The 23,795-nt window shown below is 69.1% G+C and carries 22 protein-coding genes and 5 tRNA genes; 11 read left to right on the top strand and 16 right to left on the bottom strand.

Features of this window, described 5'->3' with window-relative positions; all coding sequences use genetic code 11:
* Window positions 1-61: 61 nt before the first annotated feature.
* A complete protein-coding gene (cofC, locus tag OG747_RS31340) occupies window positions 62-709 on the top strand; it encodes a 2-phospho-L-lactate guanylyltransferase (protein ID WP_405882727.1) in 648 nt (215 codons plus the stop codon).
* 100 nt (window positions 710-809) lie between these two features.
* Window positions 810-1,013, top strand: coding sequence for a hypothetical protein (locus tag OG747_RS31335; RefSeq protein WP_405882726.1), 204 nt, complete (start codon window positions 810-812; stop codon window positions 1,011-1,013).
* Between the two features lie 146 nt (window positions 1,014-1,159).
* Here OG747_RS31335 and OG747_RS31330 read toward each other — a convergent pair whose 3' ends face one another.
* From OG747_RS31330 to leuC, 4 genes are all read right to left on the bottom strand, one after another.
* Window positions 1,160-1,786 (bottom strand): HU family DNA-binding protein, encoded by a 627-nt coding sequence (locus OG747_RS31330; protein ID WP_405882725.1) that lies wholly within the window; start codon window positions 1,784-1,786, stop codon window positions 1,160-1,162.
* A 138-nt stretch (window positions 1,787-1,924) separates the two neighbouring features.
* The gene (locus tag OG747_RS31325; protein WP_362070663.1) at window positions 1,925-2,155 is read right to left on the bottom strand and encodes a hypothetical protein; all 231 of its coding nucleotides are present in this window, start codon (window positions 2,153-2,155) and stop codon (window positions 1,925-1,927) included.
* Window positions 2,156-2,432: 277 nt separating this feature from the next.
* Window positions 2,433-3,026 (bottom strand): 3-isopropylmalate dehydratase small subunit, encoded by a 594-nt coding sequence (gene leuD, locus OG747_RS31320; RefSeq protein ID WP_405882724.1) that lies wholly within the window; start codon window positions 3,024-3,026, stop codon window positions 2,433-2,435.
* Between the two features lie 6 nt (window positions 3,027-3,032).
* Window positions 3,033-4,466 (bottom strand): 3-isopropylmalate dehydratase large subunit, encoded by a 1,434-nt coding sequence (gene leuC / locus OG747_RS31315; protein ID WP_405882723.1) that lies wholly within the window; start codon window positions 4,464-4,466, stop codon window positions 3,033-3,035.
* Window positions 4,467-4,658: 192 nt separating this feature from the next.
* On the opposite strand from leuC, the gene ndgR reads away from it, so the two are divergent.
* Window positions 4,659-5,375, top strand: a complete 717-nt coding sequence (gene ndgR / locus OG747_RS31310) for an IclR family transcriptional regulator NdgR (RefSeq protein ID WP_007384919.1) — start codon at window positions 4,659-4,661, stop codon at window positions 5,373-5,375.
* Window positions 5,376-5,995: 620 nt separating this feature from the next.
* Here the strand turns inward: ndgR and OG747_RS31305 are convergent.
* The 9 genes from OG747_RS31305 to OG747_RS31265 form a co-directional block, all read right to left on the bottom strand.
* Window positions 5,996-6,068: transfer RNA gene (locus OG747_RS31305), tRNA-Glu, on the bottom strand.
* 20 nt (window positions 6,069-6,088) lie between these two features.
* Window positions 6,089-6,160: transfer RNA gene (locus OG747_RS31300), tRNA-Gln, on the bottom strand.
* Window positions 6,161-6,181: 21 nt separating this feature from the next.
* Window positions 6,182-6,254: transfer RNA gene (locus tag OG747_RS31295), tRNA-Glu, on the bottom strand.
* Between the two features lie 62 nt (window positions 6,255-6,316).
* Window positions 6,317-6,389: transfer RNA gene (locus OG747_RS31290), tRNA-Glu, on the bottom strand.
* Window positions 6,390-6,431: 42 nt separating this feature from the next.
* Window positions 6,432-6,503: transfer RNA gene (locus OG747_RS31285), tRNA-Gln, on the bottom strand.
* 91 nt (window positions 6,504-6,594) lie between these two features.
* Entirely contained in the window at window positions 6,595-7,326 is a 732-nt protein-coding gene (locus OG747_RS31280; protein ID WP_405882722.1) for an HAD family hydrolase, read from the bottom strand.
* Between the two features lie 254 nt (window positions 7,327-7,580).
* Window positions 7,581-9,050, bottom strand: coding sequence for a glutamate--tRNA ligase (gene gltX / locus OG747_RS31275; protein WP_405882721.1), 1,470 nt, complete (start codon window positions 9,048-9,050; stop codon window positions 7,581-7,583).
* Window positions 9,043-9,831, bottom strand: coding sequence for a fumarylacetoacetate hydrolase family protein (locus OG747_RS31270; protein ID WP_405882720.1), 789 nt, complete (start codon window positions 9,829-9,831; stop codon window positions 9,043-9,045). Before OG747_RS31270 ends, gltX begins: the two co-directional genes overlap by 8 nt.
* A gap of 131 nt (window positions 9,832-9,962) precedes the next feature.
* A complete protein-coding gene (locus tag OG747_RS31265) occupies window positions 9,963-10,151 on the bottom strand; it encodes a hypothetical protein (RefSeq protein ID WP_405882719.1) in 189 nt (62 codons plus the stop codon).
* 597 nt (window positions 10,152-10,748) lie between these two features.
* Between OG747_RS31265 and OG747_RS31260 the strand changes: the two genes are divergently transcribed.
* The 8 genes from OG747_RS31260 (at window position 10,749) to OG747_RS31225 (ending at window position 21,320) form a co-directional block, all read left to right on the top strand.
* Complete coding sequence (locus OG747_RS31260) at window positions 10,749-14,573, top strand: nitrate- and nitrite sensing domain-containing protein (RefSeq protein WP_405882718.1); 3,825 nt, start codon at window positions 10,749-10,751, stop codon at window positions 14,571-14,573.
* Window positions 14,574-14,582: 9 nt separating this feature from the next.
* Entirely contained in the window at window positions 14,583-14,996 is a 414-nt protein-coding gene (locus OG747_RS31255) for a roadblock/LC7 domain-containing protein (RefSeq protein ID WP_010984127.1), read from the top strand.
* A gap of 111 nt (window positions 14,997-15,107) precedes the next feature.
* Window positions 15,108-15,506 carry a DUF742 domain-containing protein gene (locus OG747_RS31250; RefSeq protein ID WP_010984128.1) on the top strand — a complete coding sequence of 133 codons (399 nt, stop codon included), beginning with the start codon at window positions 15,108-15,110 and terminating at the stop codon, window positions 15,504-15,506.
* Entirely contained in the window at window positions 15,487-16,062 is a 576-nt protein-coding gene (locus tag OG747_RS31245) for an ATP/GTP-binding protein (protein ID WP_028802395.1), read from the top strand. The genes OG747_RS31250 and OG747_RS31245 overlap by 20 nt, the downstream gene beginning before the upstream one ends.
* A 377-nt stretch (window positions 16,063-16,439) precedes the next feature.
* A complete protein-coding gene (locus OG747_RS31240; protein WP_405882716.1) occupies window positions 16,440-19,658 on the top strand; it encodes a nitrate- and nitrite sensing domain-containing protein in 3,219 nt (1,072 codons plus the stop codon).
* 10 nt (window positions 19,659-19,668) lie between these two features.
* Window positions 19,669-20,082 carry a roadblock/LC7 domain-containing protein gene (locus OG747_RS31235; RefSeq protein ID WP_030948713.1) on the top strand — a complete coding sequence of 138 codons (414 nt, stop codon included), beginning with the start codon at window positions 19,669-19,671 and terminating at the stop codon, window positions 20,080-20,082.
* 91 nt (window positions 20,083-20,173) lie between these two features.
* Window positions 20,174-20,758, top strand: coding sequence for a DUF742 domain-containing protein (locus OG747_RS31230; protein WP_405882715.1), 585 nt, complete (start codon window positions 20,174-20,176; stop codon window positions 20,756-20,758).
* Window positions 20,739-21,320: an ATP/GTP-binding protein gene (locus OG747_RS31225; protein WP_030793786.1), complete on the top strand. Its 582-nt coding sequence runs from the start codon at window positions 20,739-20,741 to the stop codon at window positions 21,318-21,320. The genes OG747_RS31230 and OG747_RS31225 overlap by 20 nt, the downstream gene beginning before the upstream one ends.
* A gap of 139 nt (window positions 21,321-21,459) precedes the next feature.
* On the opposite strand, the gene OG747_RS31220 is transcribed toward OG747_RS31225, so the two are convergent.
* The 3 genes from OG747_RS31220 to OG747_RS31210 form a co-directional block, all read right to left on the bottom strand.
* On the bottom strand, window positions 21,460-21,654 hold the full coding sequence (locus OG747_RS31220; protein ID WP_405882714.1) for an acyl-CoA carboxylase subunit epsilon: 195 nt from the start codon (window positions 21,652-21,654) through the stop codon (window positions 21,460-21,462).
* Window positions 21,655-21,711: 57 nt separating this feature from the next.
* The gene (locus OG747_RS31215) at window positions 21,712-23,301 is read right to left on the bottom strand and encodes an acyl-CoA carboxylase subunit beta (protein WP_405882713.1); all 1,590 of its coding nucleotides are present in this window, start codon (window positions 23,299-23,301) and stop codon (window positions 21,712-21,714) included.
* 227 nt (window positions 23,302-23,528) lie between these two features.
* Entirely contained in the window at window positions 23,529-23,726 is a 198-nt protein-coding gene (locus OG747_RS31210; RefSeq protein WP_405882712.1) for a hypothetical protein, read from the bottom strand.
* Window positions 23,727-23,795: the final 69 nt, after the last annotated feature.

Raw genomic sequence — 23,795 nt, 5'->3', positions numbered from 1 at the left:
TGTCCGAAGCGTCAGGGCTGTCGGGTCACAATGGGCGCGACAAGGGAGGAACGGAGCGCTCGTGCAGTGGACCTTGGTCATCCCTCTCAAACCCCTGGCGCGGGCCAAGAGCAGGCTGTCGGACACCGCCGCCGACGGAGTGCGCCCCGGGCTCGCCCTCGCCTTCGCGCAGGACACCGTGGCGGCCGCGCTGGCCTGCGCGGCGGTCCGTGATGTGGCAGTCGTCACGGACGACGCCCTGGCCGGACGGGAGCTGTCCGCGCTGGGCGCGCGGATCGTCCCGGACGAGCCGGGGGGCGGCCTGAACATCGCACTGGCGCACGGGGCGGCGGCCGTGCGTTCCCGAAGTCCCGAATGCGCCGTGGCGGCCCTGAACGCCGATCTGCCCGCATTGCGTCCCCTGGAATTGGCCCGGGTACTCGACGCCGCCGCCGAATTCCCGCGCGCTTTTCTCGCCGATGCGGCCGCAATCGGTACCACTCTGCTGGCCGCTTCTCCGGGCCGGGAATTGCACCCCGCTTTCGGCACCGATTCCCGGGCTCGTCATCGTGCCTCGGGCGCCACGGAACTCGCCCTCACCGCGGTGGATTCCGTACGCCAGGACGTGGACACCGGCGACGACCTGCGTGCGGCGCTCGCCCTGGGCGTGGGCCCGCGCACGGCCACGATGGCGGCCAAACTCCTGATCCCGGGCCAGCCGAGCACCTGACTCCCCGACCGGTTCACCCCCTCACCGTCCCTTACCACCGGTGCCACCGGCATCACGACCGCCCCGTTCACGGCGCACCGGTGCTGGATAGGCTTTCGGTATGCAGGCGACCGCGTACACGTACGATCCCGAGACCCGTAGCGGCCAGGTGCTGCTCGACGACGGCACCCCGGTGTCCTTCGACGGCGCGGCGTTCGACGCCGGCGGGCTCCGGCTGCTGCGCCCGGGGCAGCGAGTACGCATCGAGACCGAGGGCGACGGCGAGGCACGCCGGATCACCCTGGTGACGCTCCAGACGTTCTGACCGGACGTTCTGACCGGGCCTTCTGACCAGGCCCTTTGAACGCTCCGGAGGGCCTTCCGGAACCGAAGCCCGTTCCCGGACACGCCGCGGGCCGGGCTCCCCATGGGAGTCCGGCCCGGCGCGTGAGTTGCCCTGCGCCCCAGCTTCTAGCGGGCGGTGGTCTTCTTGGCGGTCGTCTTGCGAGCCGTCGACTTCTTGGCGGGGGCCTTCTTCGCCGGGGCCTTCTTGGCGGTGGTCTTCTTCGCCGCGGCCTTCTTGGCGGTCGCCGTGGTCTTCTTCGCGGCGGCGGTGGTCTTCTTCGCCGTGGTCTTCTTCGCGGCGGCGGTGGTCTTCTTCGCGACCGTCTTCTTCGCGGCGGCGGCGGTCTTCTTGACCGTCGCCTTCTTGGCGGCGGTGGTCTTCTTCGCCGCGGCCTTCTTGACCGTCACCGCCGCGCCACCGGTCAGGCTGCCCTTGGGCGCCTTCTTGACGGCGACTTCGCCACCGCGCGGGAGCTTCTTCGAGCCGCTCACCAGGTCCTTGAAGCCCTGACCAGCACGGAAGCGCGGCACCGAGGTCTTCTTGACCCGAACACGCTCACCGGTCTGCGGGTTGCGGGCGTAACGAGCCGGACGGTCCACCTTCTCGAAGGAACCGAAGCCGGTGACCGAGACCCGGTCCCCGCCGACAACCGCGCGGACGATCGCGTCCAGTACGGCGTCGACCGCGTCGGCGGCCTGCTGACGCCCGCCGACCTTGTCGGCAATCGCTTCTACGAGCTGCGCCTTGTTCACGTCTTCCCCTTCGGAGACATTGCCCGAACGAATGCGTTCAAGCTTTTTCGCACGTTAGGCAGATATATACCGCAAATCAAACACGAAACGGGCTAATCACCCTTGTGCCGCAACGAACTCGGGCTGTAGCGGAGTTCCTCAGCGTTCCTCTTCGAGGAATCGACCCTCGTCGAGGTCGGTGGTGAACCGCTCCAGCCGCCTTGTCGCGTCGGCGAGATCGTGCTTGGCCACGGCCGTAATGACCAGCAGCTTCCGGGTCAGCGCCATCCGTACGCCCTCCGGGACTTGCAGTGCGCGCACTCTTGTGTGCGCTTCCTTGAGTTGGGCCGCGACTGCCGTATAGAGCTCGAGTTGGCCGTCGTGTTCCATGCACAGATTGTGCCATCTGGGGCGAGTTGTCGCCTGCGCAGGGGGTAACTGCCGTACCTGGAGGGCGTCCTGAGCGCCTCGGAACGCCGCCGCTCCACGGTGCGCGTACCCAGGCAATCTCCTTTGTAACTAAGGGAGTTGGAGCCCTTCAAAGGGGCGCGCCGGGGCCGTCGGGGGGCAGACACAGCTGTACCCCCAACCGTCCACGATTGGGGGTACAGAGGGGTGTTGCGGTGGCTGAAATCAGCCGTACCTGAGCCGCGATGCGGCCCGGGCGTCAGACCTGGAGCGTCTTCGGCTTGTACGACGGCCGCTTGGCCTCGTACGCCGCGATGTCGCCCTCGTTCTGGAGGGTGATGGAGATGTCGTCCAGGCCGTTCAGCAGCCGCCAGCGGGCGTTCTCGTCGAGCTCGAAGGCGGCGGTGATGCCCTCGGCGCGCACCTCGCGGGCCTCCAGATCGACCGTGATCTCGGTCTGCGGGTCCTTCTCGGTCAGCTCCTGCAGCGCGTCCACGATCTTCTGCTCCAGAACCACCGTGAGCAGGCCGTTCTTGAGCGAGTTGCCGCGGAAGATGTCCGCGAACCGGGACGAGATGACGGCCTTGAAGCCGTAGTTCTGCAGCGCCCAGACGGCGTGCTCGCGCGAGGAGCCGGTGCCGAAGTCGGGGCCCGCGACCAGGACCGTGGCGCCCTTGCGCTCGGGCTGGTTGAGGATGAAGGACGAGTCCTTGCGCCAGGCCTCGAACAGCCCGTCCTCGAAGCCGTCCCTGGTCACCTTCTTGAGCCAGTGGGCGGGGATGATCTGGTCGGTGTCGACGTTGCTGCGGCGCAGCGGGACGGCCCGACCGGTGTGCGTGGTGAATGCTTCCATGGCTTCTCAGACTCCAGCGGGCGTACGGGCGGCAGACGCGTCGGACAGATCGGCCGGGGAGGCCAGGTGGCCGAGTACGGCGGTGGCGGCGGCGACCTGCGGCGACACCAGGTGCGTACGGCCGCCCTTGCCCTGCCTGCCCTCGAAGTTGCGGTTGGAGGTGGACGCGGAGCGCTCACCAGGTGCCAGCTGGTCGGGGTTCATGCCCAGACACATCGAGCAGCCCGCGTGCCGCCATTCGGCGCCGGCCTCCTTGAAGACCACGTCCAGGCCCTCGGAGACGGCCTGCAGACCGACCCGCGCAGAACCGGGGACCACCAGCATCCGCACGCCGTCGGCGACTTTGCGGCCCTCGACGATCGCGGCGGCGGCGCGCAGGTCCTCGATGCGGCCGTTGGTGCACGAACCTACGAAGACGGTGTCGACCTTGATGTCGCGCAGCGGCTGCCCGGCGGCCAACCCCATGTATTCCAGGGCCTTTTCGGCGGCCAGGCGCTCCGAAGCGTCTTCGTACGAAGCCGGGTCGGGGACAGCCGCCGAAAGCGGCGCCCCCTGGCCGGGGTTGGTGCCCCAGGTGACGAACGGCGACAGGGCGGCGGCGTCGATGACGACCTCCGCGTCGAATTCCGCGTCCTCGTCCGACTTCAGGGTCTTCCAGTACGCGACCGCGGCGTCCCAGTCCTCGCCCTCGGGGGCGTGCGCACGGCCCTTGAGGTACTCGAAGGTGGTCTCGTCGGGGGCGATCATGCCCGCGCGGGCGCCGGCCTCGATCGACATGTTGCAGATGGTCATCCGGGCCTCCATCGAGAGCTTCTCGATGGAGGAGCCGCGGTATTCCAGGATGTAGCCCTGGCCGCCACCCGTACCGATCCTGGCGATGATCGCCAGGATCAGGTCCTTGGCGGTGACGCCCTCGGGCAGTTCGCCGTCGACCGTGATGGCCATGGTCTTGGGGCGGGCCAGCGGCAGCGTCTGGGTGGCCAGCACATGCTCGACCTGCGAGGTGCCGATGCCGAACGCCAGCGCGCCGAAGGCGCCGTGCGTGGAGGTGTGGGAGTCGCCACAGACCACGGTGGTGCCCGGCTGGGTCAGGCCCAGCTGCGGTCCCACCACGTGGACGACACCCTGCTCGACGTCACCCAGCGAGTGCAGCCGTACACCGAAGTCGGCGCAGTTCTTGCGCAGCGTCTCCAGCTGGGCCCGGGAGACCGGGTCCGCGATGGGCTTGTCGATGTCGAGGGTCGGGGTGTTGTGATCCTCGGTGGCGATGGTGAGGTCGAGGCGGCGCACCGGGCGCCCCGCCTGACGAAGACCGTCGAAGGCCTGCGGGCTGGTCACCTCGTGCAGCAGGTGCAGATCGATGAAGAGGAGGTCGGGCTCGCCCTCGGCGCGCCGGACGACATGGTCGTCCCAGACCTTCTCCGCGAGTGTCCTACCCATCGCTTTCCCTCCGGCCGGCCTGTGTGGCGCCGGCCCAACTAGAGATTTCCGGGGCGGCAAACGTTCGTACCCCTCGTATCGGACGTCGTCCGCCGGGCCCGTTTGGTCCGCGGGCCGCTGTGTCTACAAGGGTGGCGCGTTCCACCGAAAATTGAACTTGCGTTTCACAGAGTGAGACGCGAGTATCGTTGCATGGACAACAGTAGCGGCGTCGGCGTACTGGACAAGGCAGCCCTTGTCCTGAGCGCTCTGGAGTCCGGTCCGGCCACCCTCGCGGGACTGGTCGCGGCGACCGGACTGGCACGACCCACGGCACATCGCCTCGCCGTGGCACTTGAACACCACCGCATGGTGGCGCGCGACATGCAGGGCCGCTTCATTCTCGGCCCCCGCCTCGCCGAGCTGGCCGCGGCCGCGGGCGAGGACCGCCTTCTCGCGACGGCGGGCCCGGTGCTCACGCATCTGCGCGACATCACGGGCGAGAGCGCGCAGCTCTACCGCCGCCAGGGCGACATGCGCATCTGCGTCGCCGCGGCCGAGCGTCTGTCCGGCCTTCGGGACACGGTCCCGGTCGGCTCCACGCTCACGATGAAGGCGGGTTCGTCCGCACAGATCCTGATGGCCTGGGAGGAGCCGGAGCGCCTGCACCGCGGTCTCCAGGGAGCCCGCTTCACGGCGACGGCCCTGTCGGGCGTACGACGCCGGGGCTGGGCCCAGTCCATCGGCGAGCGCGAGCCGGGCGTCGCGTCGGTTTCCGCGCCCGTACGTGGCCCCTCGAACCGCGTGGTGGCCGCCGTCTCGGTCTCCGGCCCGATCGAGCGACTGACCCGCCACCCGGGCCGTATGCACGCCCAGGCGGTCATCGACGCCGCCGCCCGCCTCTCCGAGGCCCTCCGCCGCACGGGCTGACCCCGCGCCGAGTGCGTCACGGAAACGGGCCGGCCTCAACGCCGCGGCAGGCTCGTCCGGGACACCGACCCCCGCAAGGGGTGCGGGGCAGCGACATCACGCGGCTCCACCGCGCGGGCCCGAGCAACCACGGGCACCCCGCACAGCCCGATCAACGCGCCACTCCCCCGGCCTCCGCATCGGGCGACCGGCAAGCGAACCGGTCCGACGCCCGCCGCCCCCGCTTCCCCACGGGCAACGCCCCCTGTGCGGCCACCGGCCCGACGACGGCCGCGCACGACGAAAATCATCTACGGCGGCTGCGCCGCGCCTCGTGCGCGCGCTGATCCAGGTGGGCGGACGATCCGGCTCGGCGCGGCGCTGTGGGCGTTGCCACAGGAGCCCGCACCCGAGGAGGAGGATCCGGCGACGGTGGCCGCGAGGTGGACCGGCCGAACTCCTGGCACCGTCCGCGGAGTTGATGCACCAGGTGGCGATGCGGGACCTGGACTACCTGGAGACCCATGCGTCCGACACGGAGCGGGCGAGACGGCGGCGGGTCGAGACGGCGGCCGTACGGGTCCCGGAGCGGGCCAAAAACGCCGATGGCCTCCACCGAAGTGGAGGCCATCGGACTCACGTACCCCCGACCGGATTCGAACCGGCGCTACCGCCTTGAGAGGGCGGCGTGCTAGGCCGCTACACAACGGGGGCAAGGATCACAACTGATCCAGCTGGGCTACCAGGACTCGAACCTAGAACAACGGAACCAGAAACCGTCGTGTTGCCAATTACACCATAGCCCAAAGGTGGTCTAGACCACCGAGTACCCCCGACCGGATTCGAACCGGCGCTACCGCCTTGAGAGGGCGGCGTGCTAGGCCGCTACACAACGGGGGCCCTAGCGATCCTGCATGAGAGGCAGCGGGTGCGACCCTGACTGCCTTCCTGGGAAGGATCTGTACCCCCGACCGGATTCGAACCGGCGCTACTGCCGTGAGAGGGCAGCGTGCTAGGCCGCTACACAACGGGGGCGTTGCGGAGTTGACCTCCGCGTTTGCAGATGAGCTCTGCGAGCTGGCCTACCAGGACTCGAACCTAGACTAACGGAACCAGAAACCGTCGTGCTGCCAATTACACCATAGGCCACTGAAACTCAATCCCCTGCGGGGATCTTGTTTTAGCTTGCGCCTCCGGTTCCGGACCTTTCGGCCCGCTCTCCGGCGGCGCAGGAAGAACATTACCTGAAGGTGGACGGCGCTCCAAAACGGGTATCGGCGCCGACGATGGCTGGGAGTTCGGCCAGCGAGGCGATCCGGTGCGGGACGCCGGGCGTGTCGACGACGGTCCGGCCGCCGTCGCGGTCGAGCCAGACCGACAGCAGACCTGCGTCGGCGGCTCCCCGTGCGTCGATCTCCGGGTGGTCGCCGACGTACGCGACCTGCCGCGGGGCGAGTTCCAGGGCCTCACAGGCCGCGTGGAAGGCCTGGGCGTCCGGCTTGGAGACGCCGAGCTCGGCGGCGCACAGGACGGCCTCGAAGCGGTCGCGCACGCCGAGGACGCGCAGCTTACGGTCCTGGACGGTGAGGCTGGAGTTCGACAGCACCCCGTGCCGATGGCTGGCGGCGAGGGCGTCCAGGACGGGCAGGACGTCCGGGAAGAGAGCCCAGGCGGCCTCGTAGTGCGTGAGGTACCGCTGGAACCAGGCGTCGGCCTCGGCATCCGTCAGCTCCTCGCCCAGGAAGACCCGGACACGGTCCCGGCGCTGCCCCTCGAAGTCGGTCTCCCCCGCCGAGAAGCGCGCCCACTGCTGGTCGGTGATCTCCCGCCAGTGCGCGAGGGCCTGCTCGGCGGACTCGTACCCGTCGAGAAGACCCTCGGCCGCCAGGTGACCGTGCATGCCGGTGCGGTCGGCGGTGGTGTAGTCGAAGAGGGTGTCGTCCACGTCCCAGATCACGGCCCTGATGGTCATGGTTCGACGGTAACCCGGAGTGTGGTTCCCGTGTCGGTCGGTTGACGCTTGTCGCGCCGGTGACGGGGGAACACGCGATCGGCGCGGGCCGGGCGCCGCCGCAGAAGCCCGGGCTGCCGATCATCGGCCGGCCGTCGGCGACGGCCTCGAACACCGCTCCCACGGGCGGGAGTCGGGCCGGGCGTGGCGCCCCGGCACACCACGAGGGGGCGGCGTCCGAACCGGACGCCGCCCCCTCGTCGTACGACGTGTGGCTACAGCTTCGCCAGTGCCGCGTCGATGCGGGCCAGCGTCTTCTCCTGGCCCAGGATCTGCAGGGACTCGAAGAGCGGCAGGCCGACCGTGCGGCCGGTGACGGCGACGCGGACGGGGGCCTGGGCCTTGCCGAGCTTGAGGCCGTGCGCCTCACCGGCGGCCAGGACGGCCTCCTTGAGGGACTCGGCCGAGGACCAGTCGGCGGCGTCCAGCTTCTCGCGGGCCGTGCGCAGCAGGGCGTCCGAGCCCTCCTTCATGGCCTTGGCCCAGGACGCCTCGTCGAAGGCCGGCTCCGGCAGGAACAGGAAGTCGACGTTGTCCGTGATCTCGGAGAGGACCTTCAGGCGGGACTGCGCGTGCGGGGCGATCGCCTGCCACTTCGCCTCGTCGAAGTCCTCCGGCACCCAGGGGGCGAAGGGGGCCCGCAGCCAGGGGGCGCAGCGCTCGGTGAAGTCCTTCACGTCGATCAGGCGGATGTGGTCGCCGTTGATCGACTCGGCCTTCTTGAGGTCGAAGCGGGCCGGGTTCGGGTTCACGTCCGCGATGTCGAAGGCGGCGACCATCTCCTCGATGGTGAAGATGTCGCGGTCCGCCGCGAGCGACCAGCCGAGCAGGGAGAGGTAGTTCAGCAGGCCCTCGGGGAGGAAACCCCGCTCCCTGTAGAGGTTGAGCGAGGACTCGGGGTCGCGCTTGGAGAGCTTCTTGTTGCCCTCGCCCATGACGTACGGGAGGTGGCCGAAAGCGGGGGTCTCCTTGGCGATGCCCAGCTCGATCAGCGCCTTGTAGAGGGCGATCTGGCGCGGGGTCGAGGAGAGCAGGTCCTCGCCGCGCAGGACGTGGGTGATCTCCATCAGAGCGTCGTCGACCGGGTTGACCAGGGTGTAGAGCGGCGCGCCGTTCGCCCGGACGATGCCGTAGTCCGGGACGTTCTCCGGGAGGTAGGTGATGTCGCCGCGGACCAGGTCCGTGAAGGTGATCGTCTCGTCGGGCATCCGGAAGCGGACGATGGGCGTGCGGCCCTCGGCCACGTAGGCGGCCTTCTGCTCGTCGGTGAGGTCGCGGCAGTGGCCGTCGTAGCCGGAGGGCTTGCCGGCGGCGCGGGCGGCGTCGCGGCGGGCGTCCAGCTCCTCCGTCGAGCAGTAGCAGTAGTACGCGTGACCGGCGTCCAGGAGCTTCTGCGCGACGTCCTTGTAGATGTCCATCCGCTGCGACTGGCGGTACGGCGCGTGCGGACCGCCGACCTCTGGGCCCTCGTCCCAGTCGAAGCCCAGCCAGCGCATCGAGTCGAGCAGCTGGTTGTACGACTCCTCGGAGTCGCGGGCCGCGTCGGTGTCCTCGATGCGGAAGACCAGAGTGCCTTCGTGGTGCCGGGCGAACGCCCAGTTGAACAGGGCGGTGCGGACCAGGCCCACGTGGGGGTTGCCGGTCGGGGACGGACAGAAACGTACGCGGACGTTCGCGTTAGCCACGCTTGATCACCTTGTTGGTGAGAGTGCCGATGCCTTCGATGGTGACGGCGACCTCGTCGCCGACGTTCAGGGGGCCGACCCCAGCCGGGGTGCCGGTGAGGATCACGTCGCCGGGGAGCAGCGTCATGGCCTCGGTGATGTTGACGATCAGGTCCTCGATGGAGTGGATCATCTCGCTGGTGCGGCCGAGCTGGCGCTGTTGGCCGTTGACCGTGCACTGGATGGTGATGCCCTCGGCGATCGTGGCGAGGTCGAGGTCCGTCTCCACCCAGGGGCCGAGCGGGCAGGAGCTGTCGAAGCCCTTGGCCCGGGCCCACTGCTTCTCGCGCTTCTGGACGTCGCGGGCGGTGACGTCGTTGGCGCAGGTGTAGCCGAGGATGACGTCCTTGACGCGCTCGCGCGGGACCTCACGGCACATGCGGCCGATGACCACCGCCAGCTCGGCCTCGTGGTGCAGCTCGCTGGAGAAGGAGGGGTACTGGATCTCGTCGCCGGGGCCGATCACCGAGGTCGACGGCTTGAAGAAGGCGAACGGGGCGTCGGGCACCTCGTTGCCGAGTTCCTTCGCGTGCTCCGCGTAGTTACGGCCGAAGGCCACGACCTTGTTCGGGAGCACCGGCGGCAGCAGCCGCACCTTGCTCAGCGGGACCTTCGTACCGGAGAGCTCGAAGTCCGCGAACGGGATGCCCTTGATGATGTCGAGGACGAGCTCGTCCGGCTTGTCGCCCTCGACCGCGCCGAAAGCGACGTTGCCGTCGATGGAGAACCTGGCGATGCGCACGGGATCCTTGCGCCCCTCACTGAGCTGGCTGAAGTCTGACGCTCCAGGCTAACGCGGGGAGGGGTGCGAGCTTCGCGTATATGCGCCGGCCGGGCGTCGGCGCGGTGAGCGCGGGGCGGTCCGCGTCCGTACTACTCGGCGGCGGAGGTCGTGGCCGGGGCTTCCATCAGGATGGTCCGGCGGGGGTTGGCGGTCTGGGTGGGGAGGTCGACCGAGTGTTCCGGCTGCTGCGGCGTCTGCAGGGCGTCGGCGTCCTTGAGGTGCGCCAGCGTGGTGCGTCGCGGGTTGGCTATGTTGCGGAACATCATCGTCGTCTTCACTGTTGTACTCGACCTCGTCATGGTGGGCGCCGGGCGGGCTCAAAGGCCTCCGTATCGGCGCAGGTTGTCGGATTTGCCATCCCTGTAAAGCGTCAGGCTAAACATGCAATTCCCGGTCGAAGCCGTGAAGACCCCGTGATCGCCATGTGAGTTTGCTCACTTACTAGCAGGCAAACCGGTCAATTCAGGCCGCCAACTCACCCCGGCGAAACGGACATTGCTTCACTGAACCCGACATTCCGCTCCTGATCATCGCGACTGGGACACCCCTCGTGCACCGACAGCTCGTAGGCATACGCCCGTTATGTACGAGATCACTTTCTACGTCTCGTAACGCGGCCCTCACAAGCTGTCACGGAGGTCACAGCCTGGTACTCGGGCCTTGTTGGAGATCCTGCACTGTGCTGGAATTCCACGGACCGCCGCGGGATCGAACCGGCGCACAGGGGCGCGACTCAGCGCCGAGTGGCGGTGGGAAGGTGAAGCAGCGCCGGTCACTCACGACCACACCGGGGGGCGCATCTGCGCCCCTGAACGACGCCGACACCGTCCCGCCGCTTTCGCGGAGGGGCGCCTGGTCCAGAGGTTGCGACGCTAGTGCAGGGACGTTTCAAGAGGGATGGCAGCGCTTCGGCGGAGCCGGAGCCGCGCGGCGGGACCGACCGCGGTTCCTCGCCCCAGCACGCCCAGAACCCGGGACAATCAGAGCTCGGCGGCGGCGGTGAGCGCTCCGCGCGCTCCGGCGCGACGGCTCCCGACACACCACCCGCGAAGCCGAAGAGCCCCCCGGGCCCCGGCTCCCGAGTAGCGCTGCGCAACTGGCGCATCTCCACGCGTCTGGTGTCGCTGCTCGCGCTCCCCGTGGTCGCCGCGACCACGCTGGGCGGCCTGCGTATCAACCAGTCCCTGGACAGCATCCAGCAGCTCGACAACATGAAGCTGCTGACCGACATGACCAAGCAGGCGACCGAGCTCGCCGCCGCGCTCCAGAAGGAGCGCGACGAGTCGGCCGGGCCGCTCTCGCACAACGCGAAGCCCACCGACATCACGGTCAAGGGAGTCCGCGACGCGACGGACGTCGCCAAGAAGCAGTTCCTCACGGGCACCCAGGAAGTCGACGACGCCAGCGCGAACGGACAGCTCACCGGCGTCCGCGACAGCCTCGTGGCCATCGCGGCCGAGCTGAACAAGCTCGGCACCATCCGCAGCACGGCCTACACCGACTCCCAGAACGCCTCGCAGACGGTCGACGGGTACCACCGCCTCATCACCGAACTGATCAACCTCTCGCAGGACATGGCGGAGGCGACCAGCAACCCGGAGATGATCCAGCGCACCCGCGCCCTGTCGGCCTTCTCGTCCGCCAAGGAGTACGCCTCCGTCCAGCGCGCGGTCATCGCCGCCTCGCTGCCCGCGAACAACACCACCTTCGGCAAGCTGGACGACAACGACCGGCTGTACGCGAGCTCGGCGGAGGACAGCGAGACCTCCGAGCGCACCAGCTTCGCCAGCATCTACGGGTCCGGGGCCGAAGACCTCACCAAGCCGATCGACCAGGGCAACCCGACCATTCAGGCGGCCGACCAGTACGCCAAGCGCGTGCTCGACTCGGCGACCGGTCTGCAGACCCAGGACAAGCGCTCGTACAGGGACTGGGTCGACGACGACACCGCCAAGATCGAGCAGATGTCGAAGATCGAGCTGACACTGCTCAACCAGATGGAGCAGAAGGCCCGTGAGCTGAAGAACGCCTCCCAGCAGGAGGCGATCATCTCCGGTGCGCTGATCGTCCTCGTCCTCGGCGTCTCGCTCGTCGGCGCCTTCGTCGTGGCCCGTTCCATGATCCGCTCGCTGCGCCGGCTGCAGGACACCGCGACCAAGGTCGCCCAGGACCGTCTGCCCGAGCTCGTCAAGCAGCTCTCCGAGTCCGACCCGCAGGACGTCGACACCTCCGTCGAGTCCGTCGGTGTGCACTCCCGGGACGAGATCGGCCAGGTGGCCGCGGCCTTCGACGACGTGCACCGCGAGGCCGTCCGACTCGCCGCCGAGCAGGCCCTTCTGCGAGGCAACGTCAACGCGATGTTCACCAACCTCTCGCGCCGCTCCCAGGGCCTCATCCAGCGTCAGCTCTCGCTCATCTCCGAACTGGAGTCCCGCGAGGCCGACCCGGACCAGCTGTCCTCCCTGTTCAAGCTCGACCACCTCGCGACCCGCATGCGCCGTAACGGTGAGAACCTCCTCGTCCTCGCCGGTGAAGAGCCCGGCCGCCGCTGGACCCGTCCGGTCCCGCTGGTCGACGTGCTCCGCGCCGCCGCCTCCGAGGTGGAGCAGTACGAGCGCATCGAGCTGGCCTCGGTCCCGACGACCCAGGTCGCGGGCCGGGTCGTCAACGACCTCGTGCACCTGCTCGCCGAGCTCCTCGAGAACGCCACCTCGTTCTCCTCCCCGCAGACCAAGGTCAAGGTCACCGGTCACGCGCTGCCCGACGGCCGTGTGCTGATCGAGATCCACGACACCGGTATCGGCCTCTCCCCCGAGGACCTGGCCGCGATCAACGAGCGGCTCGCCTCGCCGCCCACCGTGGACGTCTCCGTCTCCCGCCGCATGGGTCTGTTCGTGGTCGGCCGGCTGTCGCAGCGCCACGGCATCCGCATCCAGCTGCGCCCGTCCGATTCCGGTGGCACCACCGCGCTCGTCATGCTGCCCGTCGATGTCGCCCAGGGCAACAAGAAGCCCGCTCCGGGCAAGCCGGGCCAGGGTGCGCCCATGTCTGGTGGTCCGGCCGCCGCACAGGCCTCGGCCGGTGTCGCCGCGGCCCGCCGCGGTGGCGGCCAGGGTGGCGGTCCGTCCCTCGGGGCGGGTGCGCCCGCCGGCGGTGGCGGTCTCCTCGGTGCCCCGCCGCAGCGCGGACAGGTCGGCGCCGGTCAGGGCCCGCGGGCCGCACTGCCCGGCAGCAACCAGGGCGGTCGCCCGGGTGGAGCGCGTGGACCCCAGGGTCCGGGCAACCCGCAGCAGGGCAGGCCGGCCCCGGCCGGTGCCGGCGCGGGTGCCTTCGGGCAGAGCGCGCCGGGTACCCCGCAGGGCCTGCAGGCCGCCGGAACCGGTGCGCCCCAGGGCTTCGCCGACGGACCCGGTACCCGACAGGGCTTCGACTTCGGTGACAACAGCGGCCCCGCGGCCGCGCCCCCGCAGCAGCAGCCCTCGGGCAACAAGGGCGGCGGCCGCCGCAGGCCGCAGCTCCCGGGGCGCCGCGGTGGTCCGCGTGCCGAGCTGCCGGGCGGCAGCCCGCAGCAGTCCAGGCCCAGCTGGAGCGACGACAACGCGCAGCCGCCGGTGTCACGCGCGTCCCTCGACACCCCGCGCGGTCACGAGGAGCCCGACGCCACCTCGCGCATGCCGCGGATCGACGACCGGCAGGGCCCGGCCGCGACCTCGGAGATGCCGCGGATCGACGACCGCCAGGGTCCCGCCGTCACCTCGGAGTTCGCCCGCCCCGACTTCGACGCCCCGCGCCCCGGCGCGAACGCGCCGCAGCACAACGGGCAGTACAACGGGCAGAACACCGGTCAGTTCGTCCGGCCGGACGTGTACGGTCCTTCGGGCACGGCTCCGGCCGCTCAGGACCCGTCGTCCACCGGTCAGTTCGCCGCCCCGGGTTACGGCAACGCCCAGGACCCCTCGTCCACGGGCCAGTTCGCGACGCCCGTCTACGGCAACACCTCCCAGGACCCGTCGTCCACCGGCCAGTTCGCCCGGCCGGGGTACGCCAACGGCCAGGACCCGTCGTCCACCGGCCAGTTCGCGACGCCCGGCTACGGCAACCGCCAGGACCCCTCGTCCACCGGTCAGTTCGAGCGGCCGCAGCACCCGCAGCAGCGGCCCGCGCGTCCGCAGGAGCCCGAGGCGCTGCCGCCGGCGACGAGCCCCGGTGACGGACGTACGCCGTTGTACGACACGCTGGAGACCAACTGGTTCCACGGTCAGGCGAACGGCACCCAGAACGGCTCCCAGAACGGAGCTCACAACGGCGTCCACAACGGCGCCCGCACCAACGGCTCGCAGCCTTCGCAGCAGCAGCCGGGGACCCCCACGGCCCCACCGCAACGGCCGGCCGCCGCACCGGCCACCGGCAACTGGCGCACCTCGCCGAACGACGACCTCGTCCGGCAGGCAGAACGCGTCCGTCAACCGTCGGCGGGCGGGGTCACCACCTCAGGCCTGCCGCGCCGCGTCCCGCGAGCCAACCTCGTCGCGGGCACGGCACAGCAGCAACAGCACCAAACCGGTCCGCAGGTCTCCCGTGCGCCTGATGACGTACGCGGCCGACTGACCAATCTCCGTAGGGGCATTCAGCAGGGTCGACAGGCCGGTACCGGCCAGACCGGCAGCTTCCCCAGCCCCACTCACCAGCAGGAGCGTTAGTTGAGCCCGATGAGCCAGGCGGCACAGAACCTCAACTGGTTGATCACCAACTTCGTGGACAACACCCCCGGGGTGTCCCACACCGTCGTCGTGTCCGCCGACGGGCTCCTTCTGGCAATGTCCGAAGGATTCCCACGCGACCGCGCCGACCAGCTCGCGGCCGTCGCCTCCGGGCTGACCTCGCTGACCGCCGGGGCCTCCCGGATCTTCGAGGGCGGCACGGTGGCCCAGACGGTCGTCGAGATGGAGCGCGGCTTCCTCTTCCTCATGTCCGTCTCGGACGGCTCGTCCCTGGCGGTCCTGTCCCACCCGGAGTGCGACATCGGCCTTGTCGGCTACGAGATGGCGCTGCTGGTCGACCGGGCGGGCGCCGTACTCACGCCGGACCTGCGCGCCGAACTCCAGGGAAGTCTGCTCCACTAAAGGGCCCTGGTTCTAGAGACTGCACGAAATCACCGTCCGGCCGCCACAATCCCCCCACCGGCCCCAACAGACGGCACGACTGACCGACCTGCTGTCCCGCCCGGAGGATTCATGACCCCGCCCACCGCCTCTCATGATCCGTACGCACAGTCGTACGGGGACGAGGGCGACCAGCCGCTGGTACGTCCGTACGCGATGACCGGCGGCCGGACCCGGCCGCGGTACCAACTCGCCATCGAAGCGCTGATCAGCACTACGGCCGACCCCGCGCAGCTGATGGGGCTGCTCCCCGAGCACCAGCGGATCTGCCATCTCTGCCGTGAGGTCAAGTCGGTGGCCGAGGTGTCGGCCCTCCTGTCCATGCCGCTGGGTGTGGCCAGGATCCTTGTCGCGGACCTCGCCGAGGCCGGACTCGTCGCCATTCACCAGCCTGGCGGCGATGAGAACAACGGCGGCGCGCCGGACGTGACTTTGCTCGAAAGGGTGCTCAGTGGACTTCGCAAGCTCTGACGGAGGCCGGGCGACCACCTCCGCGAAGATCGTGGTGGCAGGTGGCTTCGGCGTGGGCAAGACCACGTTCGTCGGCGCCGTCTCGGAGATCAACCCGCTGCGCACCGAGGCCGTCATGACGTCCGCGTCCGCGGGCATCGACGACCTCACGCACACCGGAGACAAGACGACGACCACCGTCGCCATGGACTTCGGCCGCATCACCCTGGACCAGGACCTGATCCTGTACCTCTTCGGTACGCCGGGTCAGGACCGCTTCTGGTTCATGTGGGACGACCTGGTCCGCGGCGCCATCGGCGCGGTGGTCCTGGTGGACACCCGCAGGCTCGCCGACTGCTTCCCCGCGGTCGACTACTTCGAGAACTCCGGGCTGCCGTTCGTCATCGCCCTCAACGGCTTCGACGGACACCAGCCCTACAATCCCGAAGAGGTGCGCGAGGCACTTCAGATCGGTCCGGACGCCCCGATCATCACGACGGACGCCCGGCACCGTGCGGACGCGAAGAGCGCGCTGATCACGCTGGTCGAGCACGCGCTCATGGCACGTCTGCGGTAGCACGGCCGCGGTGGCGCGTCTGGGCCACATTCAAGTCGACCGTTCCATAAGACAGTTGCCGTAGGAACATTGGAGCCGGCTGTGTCATTTGACACGGTCGGCCACAGTGTTCATAACGTTTCGACATGGAATTCCATGGGCACCGCCACGCATCGCGTTCACCCGGTGCCGCTGCGCTCACAAAAGCCCCGCCTTTTGGCGGGGCTCGCTCTTTATGACCGTTTTATCTAGGGGATGTGTCACTCGGAACCGTCGGTTCCGAGTGTTTGGAAGGGCGCTGCCTGACGTGCTGGAATGCGCTGAACTGCCCAGTAGTCAAGGGCGCTGGAGACACCGCGGCACAACGTAGGTGCCGACGCCGAGAGGTTGTTGGTCGAGTGAGGCGAAGCAAGAACGGTCCCGAGCCGTCGGCACGGGGCAACTTCACCCCGCCGCCGCGCGGAGCGGCGCCCGCACAGGTGCCCGCGCCGGAGCCCACGCCGGCGCCCGCGCCGAGCGGCGGTCGTCTGTCCCCCCGCAACTGGCGCGTGCCCACCAGGCTGAACGCGATCCTGCTCATACCCGTGGTGGTCGGCCTCATCATGGGCGGCTTCCAGGTGAAGAACTCGATCGACACCTGGCAGGAGGCCCGGGACGCGGAGAAGGTGGCGAAGATCGTGGCCGCCGCCAGCGACTACGCCGAGGCTCTGCTGAACGAGCGCGACGTGACCGCCGAGCCGCTGCTCAAGGGCGACCGGAACAACGCCACGGTCAAGAAGGCCCGGGCGACCACCGACCAGATGGCCGACGCCTTCCACAAGCAAGTCATCGGGATGCCTGCCAAGCAGGGGCTCCAACGCCGGCTGAGCCTGGTCGTGAAGGCCGAGCCCCAGCTGGAACAGATCCGCAAGGCGGCGTTCACCCGGTCCATGGAACCGGTGAAGACCGAAGAGGGCTACGTCACCGTCGAGCACCTCCTGATGGAGTTCTCGAACGAACTCGGCCTCGGCACCGGCAACATCACGAGCTACGGCCGCTCGGTGTACGCCGTCGCGCTCGCCAAGGGCGCCGAGTCGCTGCAGCGCTCGATCGGCACCCACCTGCTCGTCAAGCCCAGCACCAGCACGACGAACCGCTCTCTGCAGCTCACCTCCTTCGCCTCGTACGCGTACCTGGAGAACATCGCTCTTCAGGAGTACGTCTCCGGTGGGACCGAGGCGGACGCCGCCCGGCTCAGCACGGTCATGGAGCAGAAGACCGCCGAGGGCAAGAGCCAGCTGGCCGCGGCCAGGAGCAAGACGGAGGCCGCGGGCGGGACCTTCGTGGCGCCGCCCGCGATGGACAAGATGATCCAGGCGATCGCCAGCGGTGCCACGCCCGCTCAGCTCGCCACGCAGGGCATCACCCCCGAGTCGTGGATGGCCGCCGCCACCCTCAAGTTCCAGGGCTACAGCCAGGTCGAGAAGGAACTCATCGACCGAGCCGTCAACGACGCCGGAAGCATCGCCTCCAACGCCCAGCGCCGGGCCTACATCAACGGCGCCATCGTCGTCATCTCCCTGCTCGCCGCCTTCATCCTGGCCGGGCTCATGGCCCGCCAGATGAGCCGCTCGATGCGCCAGCTGCGCAACGCGGCCTTCAGTGTCGCCGAGCAGCGTCTGCCGATGCTGGTCGACCAGCTCTCACGCACCGACCCGGGCCGCGTCGACACCCGCATCCAGCCCATCCCCATCACCACCACGGACGAGATCGGCGAAGTCGCCCGCGCCTTCGACCAGGTCCACCGCGAGGCCGTCCGACTCGCCGCCGAGCAGGCCCTGCTCCGTGGCAACATCAACGCGATCTTCACCAACCTCTCGCGCCGCAACCAGTCCCTGATCGAGGGCCAGCTGACCCTGATCACCGACCTGGAGAACAACGAGGCCGACCCGGACCAGCTGGAGAACCTCTTCCGCCTGGACCACCTCGCGACCCGTATGCGCCGCAACGGCGAGAACCTCCTCGTCCTCGCCGGCGAGGAGCCCGGCCGCCGCTGGGACCAGCCGGTGCCCCTCGTGGACGTGCTGCGCGCCGCCTCCTCCGAGGTGGAGCAGTACGAGCGCATCGAGCTCTCCGGCGTCCCGGAGGCCGAGATCCACGGCCGCGCCGTGACCGACCTCGTGCACCTGCTCGCCGAGCTCCTGGAGAACGCCACCACGTTCTCCTCCCCGCAGACCAAGGTCCGCGTCACCGCGACCCGTCTTCCGGACGGCCGCGTCATGGTCGAGATCCACGACAAGGGCATCGGCCTCACCGCCGAGGACTTCGCGGACATCAACCACAAGCTGGCCAACCCGCCGACCGTGGACGCCGCGATCTCGCAGCGCATGGGCCTGTTCGTGGTCGGCCGGCTGTCCGACCGGCACGGCATCCGCGTCCAGCTGCGCCCCTCGGGCGAGCAGGCCGGCACGACCTCGCTCGTCATGCTCCCCGACGCGATCACCCACGGTGGTGGCGGCGGCGAACAGCAGCTCCAGCGCGACGAGTTCACCGTCTCGCAGATCATCCCGGAGCAGCAGGGCTTCCAGCCGGAGCCGGCCTTCCAGGCCGAGCCGATGCGCACCGCCGCCGAACTCGGCTTCGACGACAGCCGCTACACGGAGGTCCCCGACGACATCCGTGAACTGGACCCCGTCGGCCGCTCGCTGATGCGCGAGGGGCGCCGTGCGGCCCTGGAGGCCCAGACACACGGCCAGCCGGATGCCATCGAGCCCCCGCAGTACCAGGAGGACTTCGAGGCCCCCCAGCCCGCGTACGACAACGGTCAGCCGGCCTTCGACAACGGTCAGCCCGCGTACGACAACGGTCAGGGTGCGTACGAGGAGCAGCAGGCGTCGTACGACCAGCAGACGGCGTACGAGGAACCGCAGCAGGCCGCGTACGACGAGACGTACTTCCCGTCCAACGGCGGCTACCCGGAACCCGCGTATGCGGAGCCGGCCCAGGAGGAGCACACGGGAGCCCGGAGCGTCGCTTCGGACACCTTCTCGACCTTCGAAAAGCCGTCCCGCCAGGACGACTGGCCGCAGCAGGACTCGTACCAGAACGGCTACGGTTCCGAGTACGCTCCCGAAGCGGAATCTACGCAGGCCGCTGACGTGAGTGAGCAGGACCGCGTAGGCTTCAGCCGTCCCGGACCGGCCCCCGCGGCCGCCCACGAGCTGACCGACGCCGGGCTGCCGCGCCGCGGATCCACCACGAGCGGTTCAGGCGGCCCACGGCCCGTGGACCATGGCACCCAGGGGGTCCAGGCACCGCCCGCGGCCACCGCGAGCAACGGCAGCGACGACTGGCGTTCGAACAACGACGACCGCTGGCAGCGCGCCGAGCAGCTCAAGAAGCCCAAGGCGGGCGGGGTCACCTCGTCCGGTCTGCCGCGACGGGTGCCCAAGGCCAACCTGGTCGAGGGAACCGCGGAATCGACCCCACAGGGCGGCCCCCAGGTCTCCCGCGCTCCCGAGGACATCCGGGGCAGGCTGAGCAACCTGCGCCGCGGCGTACAGCAGGGACGCAATGCAGGTAGTGACACGAACGGTCAGGGCTTCGGTTCTGACAGCACCTACAACCAGGAGCGTTAGTGTGAGCCCGATGAGCCAGGCGGCGCAGAACCTCAACTGGTTGATCACCAACTTCGTGGACAACACCCCCGGGGTGTCGCACACGGTGGTGGTCTCCGCCGACGGACTCCTTCTGGCGATGTCCGAAGGCTTTCCCCGTGACCGCGCCGACCAGCTCGCGGCCGTCGCCTCCGGGCTGACCTCGTTGACCGCGGGCGCGTCCCGCATCTTCGAGGGCGGCAGTGTGAACCAGACGGTTGTGGAGATGGAGCGAGGATTCCTCTTCCTCATGTCCATTTCCGATGGTTCTTCGCTCGCGGTCCTTGCACATCCCGAAGCGGACATCGGTCTCATCGGGTACGAGATGGCCCTTCTGGTCGACCGGGCGGGTACGGTCTTGACACCGGATCTTCGCGCGGAGCTCCAAGGGAGTCTTCTCAACTAGCAGACAGCCGTGCGTTTTGGCGTCCCGGGGCCGTAAGGTTTCGGGACGCGGTCCCACCTGATGGGTCCCGGCACAGTCGGAGGAGGAGAAAGTGGCAACACCCCCAGGCGGTTCGTCTTCGGGCAACTGGTCGTACGGTCCCAACCAGGGGCAGGGCCAGGGCGACGGTTCGCAGAACCCGAACCGGTACAACTTCCCCTCCGCGCCAAGCCACCGCCAGCCGTACGCGCCCCAGGGCCCCGGCCCCTCGCCGTACGACCAGCCCCAGGCGCCACGCATCCAGCCTGTGCAGCCGCAGCGACGCACCCCCGAAGCGGCCCCCGCCGGGTCGTCGAGCAATCCCCTGGTGCGCCCGTACGCCATGACGGGCGGCCGCACCAGGCCCCGCTACCAGCTCGCCATCGAGGCGCTGGTGCACACCACCGCACAACCGCACCAGATGCAGGGCCAGTTGCCCGAACATCAGCGGATCTGCAACCTCTGCCGGGAGATCAAGTCGGTGGCCGAAATCTCGGCGCTGCTGACGATCCCTCTCGGCGTGGCCAGGATTCTCGTCGCCGACTTGGCGGAGGCGGGCCTGGTCGCCATCCATCAGCCCGGCGGCGACGAGAACGCCGGCGGCCAGCCAGACGTGACTTTGCTCGAAAGGGTGCTCAGTGGACTTCGCAAGCTCTAGCGGAGGGCCTTCCCGCTCCACCACGTCCGCGAAGATCGTGGTGGCGGGCGGCTTCGGCGTGGGCAAGACCACGTTCGTCGGCGCCGTCTCGGAGATCAACCCGCTGCGCACCGAGGCCGTGATGACGTCTGCTTCCGCGGGCATCGACGACCTCACGCACACCGGAGACAAGACGACGACCACCGTCGCCATGGACTTCGGTCGTATCACCCTGGACCAGGATCTGATCCTGTACCTGTTCGGCACCCCCGGCCAGGACCGCTTCTGGTTCATGTGGGACGACCTGGTCCGCGGCGCCATCGGCGCGATCGTGCTGGTCGACACCCGTCGGCTGGCCGATTGCTTCCCCGCGGTCGACTACTTCGAGAACAGCGGCCTCCCCTTCGTCATCGCGCTCAACGGCTTCGACGGCAACCAGCCGTACAACCCGGACGAGGTCCGCGAGGCGCTCCAGATCGGCCCCGACGCACCGATCATCACGACGGACGCCCGCCACCGCGCGGACGCGAAGTCGGCGCTGATCACGCTCGTGGAACACGCCTTGATGGCGCGCTTGCGGTAGCGCGTCCGCGCGGCGAAGAAGCAAGAAGGGGGCGCCCTTTCCACTCGGTGGAGAGGGCGCCCCCTTCTTTTGCCCTACGACATGGGGAAGGGCCCGCTCTTCACAGAGCGGGCCCTTCCCCGTGTTCAAGCGCCGCAGGCTATCCGTGCCAGCTGTGCGGGGCGCGGAAGCCGGGCTCGCGCTCCAGACGGCGCCAGCCGGCCTTCAGGCGGCCTCGGTGAGTCGGGGTGGTGTCCGGCTGGGCGGCGGCGCGGGCCAGGAGGATGGCCGTGATGGCGGCGACTTCCTCGGGCTCGGCGTGGCCCTTCTCGACGCGGATGTCAGGGTCGTTCATAGGATTCAGTCTCCGTGAGAGAGGTTTCCGCGGGGGTGCCGCGAAGGATCCGCTGGGTTACTGCGGGGGGTTGCCGTGCTTGCGGGAGGGCAGATCCGCGTGCTTGGCGTGCAGCATCGCCAGGGAGCGGATGAGCACCTCACGGGTGTCCGCCGGGTCGATGACGTCGTCGACCAGGCCCCGCTCGGCCGCGTAGTACGGGTGCATGAGCTCGGCCTTGTACTCCTTGACCATGCGCACACGCATCGCCTCGGGGTCGGCCGCGTCGGCGATCTGCCGACGGAAGATGACGTTGGCCGCACCCTCGGCGCCCATCACGGCGATCTCGTTCGTGGGCCAGGCGTAGGTGAGGTCGGCCCCGATGGACTGACTGTCCATGACGATGTAGGCACCTCCGTACGCCTTGCGCAGGATGAGCGAGATCCTCGGCACCGTCGCGTTGCAGTACGCGTACAGCAGCTTCGCGCCGTGCCGAATGATCCCGCCGTGCTCCTGGTCCACACCGGGGAGGAACCCGGGGACGTCCAGGAGGGTGACGATCGGGATATTGAAAGCGTCACACATCTGGACAAAGCGCGCAGCTTTTTCGGAGGCCTCGATGTCCAGCACGCCGGCCAGGGTCTGCGGCTGGTTGGCAACGATGCCAACGACCTGGCCGTCCAGACGGGCCAGCGCGCAGATGATGTTGCGGGCCCAGCGCTCGTGGACCTCGAGGTAGTCGCCGTCGTCGACGAGCTCCTCGATCACCTTCGTCATGTCGTACGGCCGGTTGCCGTCCGCGGGGACCAGGTCGAAGAGGATCTCGCTGCGGCGGTCGGCGGGGTCCTGGGAGCCGACGTGCGGCGGGTTCTCGCGGTTGTTCTGCGGGAGCATCGACAGGAGGTAGCGCACCTCCGCGATGCAGGTCTCCTCGTCGTCGTACGCGAAGTGGCAGACACCGGAGGTCTCCGCGTGGACGTCGGCGCCGCCGAGCCCGTTCTGGGTGATCTCCTCACCGGTGACGGCCTTGACGACGTCCGGGCCGGTGATGAACATCTGCGAGGTCTCGCGGACCATGAACACGAAGTCCGTCAGTGCGGGCGAGTACGCGGCGCCGCCCGCACACGGGCCGAGCATCACGCTGATCTGCGGGATGACGCCGGAGGCCCTGGTGTTGCGCTGGAAGATGCCGCCGTACCCGGCGAGCGCGGAGACGCCCTCCTGGATACGGGCGCCGGCGCCGTCGTTCAGCGACACCAGCGGAGCACCGGCCGCGATGGCCATGTCCATGATCTTGTGGATCTTCGTGGCGTGCGCCTCGCCCAGCGCGCCGCCGAAGATGCGGAAGTCGTGCGCGTAGACGAAGACCGTACGGCCCTCCACCGTGCCCCAGCCGGTGATGACACCGTCCGTGTACGGCTTCTTGGCCTCCAGGCCGAACCCGGTCGCCCGGTGCCGGCGCAGCTGCTCGACCTCCTGGAAGGACCCGGGGTCGAGAAGCAGCTCGATGCGCTCCCGGGCGGTCAGCTTGCCCTTGGCGTGCTGCGCCTCGGTCGCCTTCTCGCTGGGTCCGCGCAGCGCCTCCGCACGAATCGCGTGCAGTTCGGCCACGCGCCCGCGTGCGTCCGTGGGTTCGCCTGAGGGTGCGGCCTCATCCAAAACGGTCATGTAGCGACCATACGAAGTCGAACAAGAAAACCGGGCCGTCGACTCCGTACAGTCTCCGGCCCGTTTTACTGGTACCCCTGAACAGAACCGGGACCGCGTGCAGGCGATCTGACTGCTCAGAGGGCATGTGGCTTGTGGAGGTCACACAAAGCCGTGAGCTGAGAGCCAGCTCACATTCGTGAGTGGCACATGCCATCCCTAGAGTGACACGGCCTCACCCAGGTGTATCAGCCGGAGCCCGCGGCCCCGGACGCGGACCGGGCGGTGCCGGCGGCCCAGGAGGCGGGGATGCGCAGCCCGTCGTGCGAGGGGGTGCCCGGTTCGGCGGTCCGGACGACGAACTGCTGGTCGGGGTCGCTGACTCCGAGAAGGTCCGGGTCGACAATCCAGGCCGATGGTCCGAGAAGCGGGGCGGCAAAGCACAACGTAACGTCGTAAACACATGACGGATGATGTTGAAACTTGAACGGAATAGGTCTACTCTCTCCGGTGTT

Source organism: Streptomyces sp. NBC_01384, assembly GCF_045040035.1.
Taxonomy (GTDB): Bacteria; Actinomycetota; Actinomycetes; order Streptomycetales; family Streptomycetaceae; genus Streptomyces.
This window is presented reverse-complemented; position numbering and strand designations above follow the sequence as displayed.

Bases quoted from the DNA above. Each gene is read 5' to 3' on its own strand.
- OG747_RS31235 (WP_030948713.1), top strand. From the start codon at position 19,669: ATGAGCCAGGCGGCGCAGAACCTCAACTGGTTGATCACCAACTTCGTG.
- OG747_RS31215 (WP_405882713.1), bottom strand. From the start codon at position 23,301: ATGACCGTTTTGGATGAGGCCGCACCCTCAGGCGAACCCACGGACGCA.
- OG747_RS31280 (WP_405882722.1), bottom strand. From the start codon at position 7,326: ATGACCATCAGGGCCGTGATCTGGGACGTGGACGACACCCTCTTCGAC.
- OG747_RS31220 (WP_405882714.1), bottom strand. From the start codon at position 21,654: ATGAACGACCCTGACATCCGCGTCGAGAAGGGCCACGCCGAGCCCGAG.
- OG747_RS31325 (WP_362070663.1), bottom strand. From the start codon at position 2,155: ATGGAACACGACGGCCAACTCGAGCTCTATACGGCAGTCGCGGCCCAA.
- OG747_RS31255 (WP_010984127.1), top strand. From the start codon at position 14,583: ATGAGCCAGGCGGCACAGAACCTCAACTGGTTGATCACCAACTTCGTG.
- leuC (WP_405882723.1), bottom strand. From the start codon at position 4,466: ATGGGTAGGACACTCGCGGAGAAGGTCTGGGACGACCATGTCGTCCGG.
- ndgR (WP_007384919.1), top strand. From the start codon at position 4,659: ATGGACAACAGTAGCGGCGTCGGCGTACTGGACAAGGCAGCCCTTGTC.
- OG747_RS31335 (WP_405882726.1), top strand. From the start codon at position 810: ATGCAGGCGACCGCGTACACGTACGATCCCGAGACCCGTAGCGGCCAG.
- leuD (WP_405882724.1), bottom strand. From the start codon at position 3,026: ATGGAAGCATTCACCACGCACACCGGTCGGGCCGTCCCGCTGCGCCGC.
- OG747_RS31250 (WP_010984128.1), top strand. From the start codon at position 15,108: ATGACCCCGCCCACCGCCTCTCATGATCCGTACGCACAGTCGTACGGG.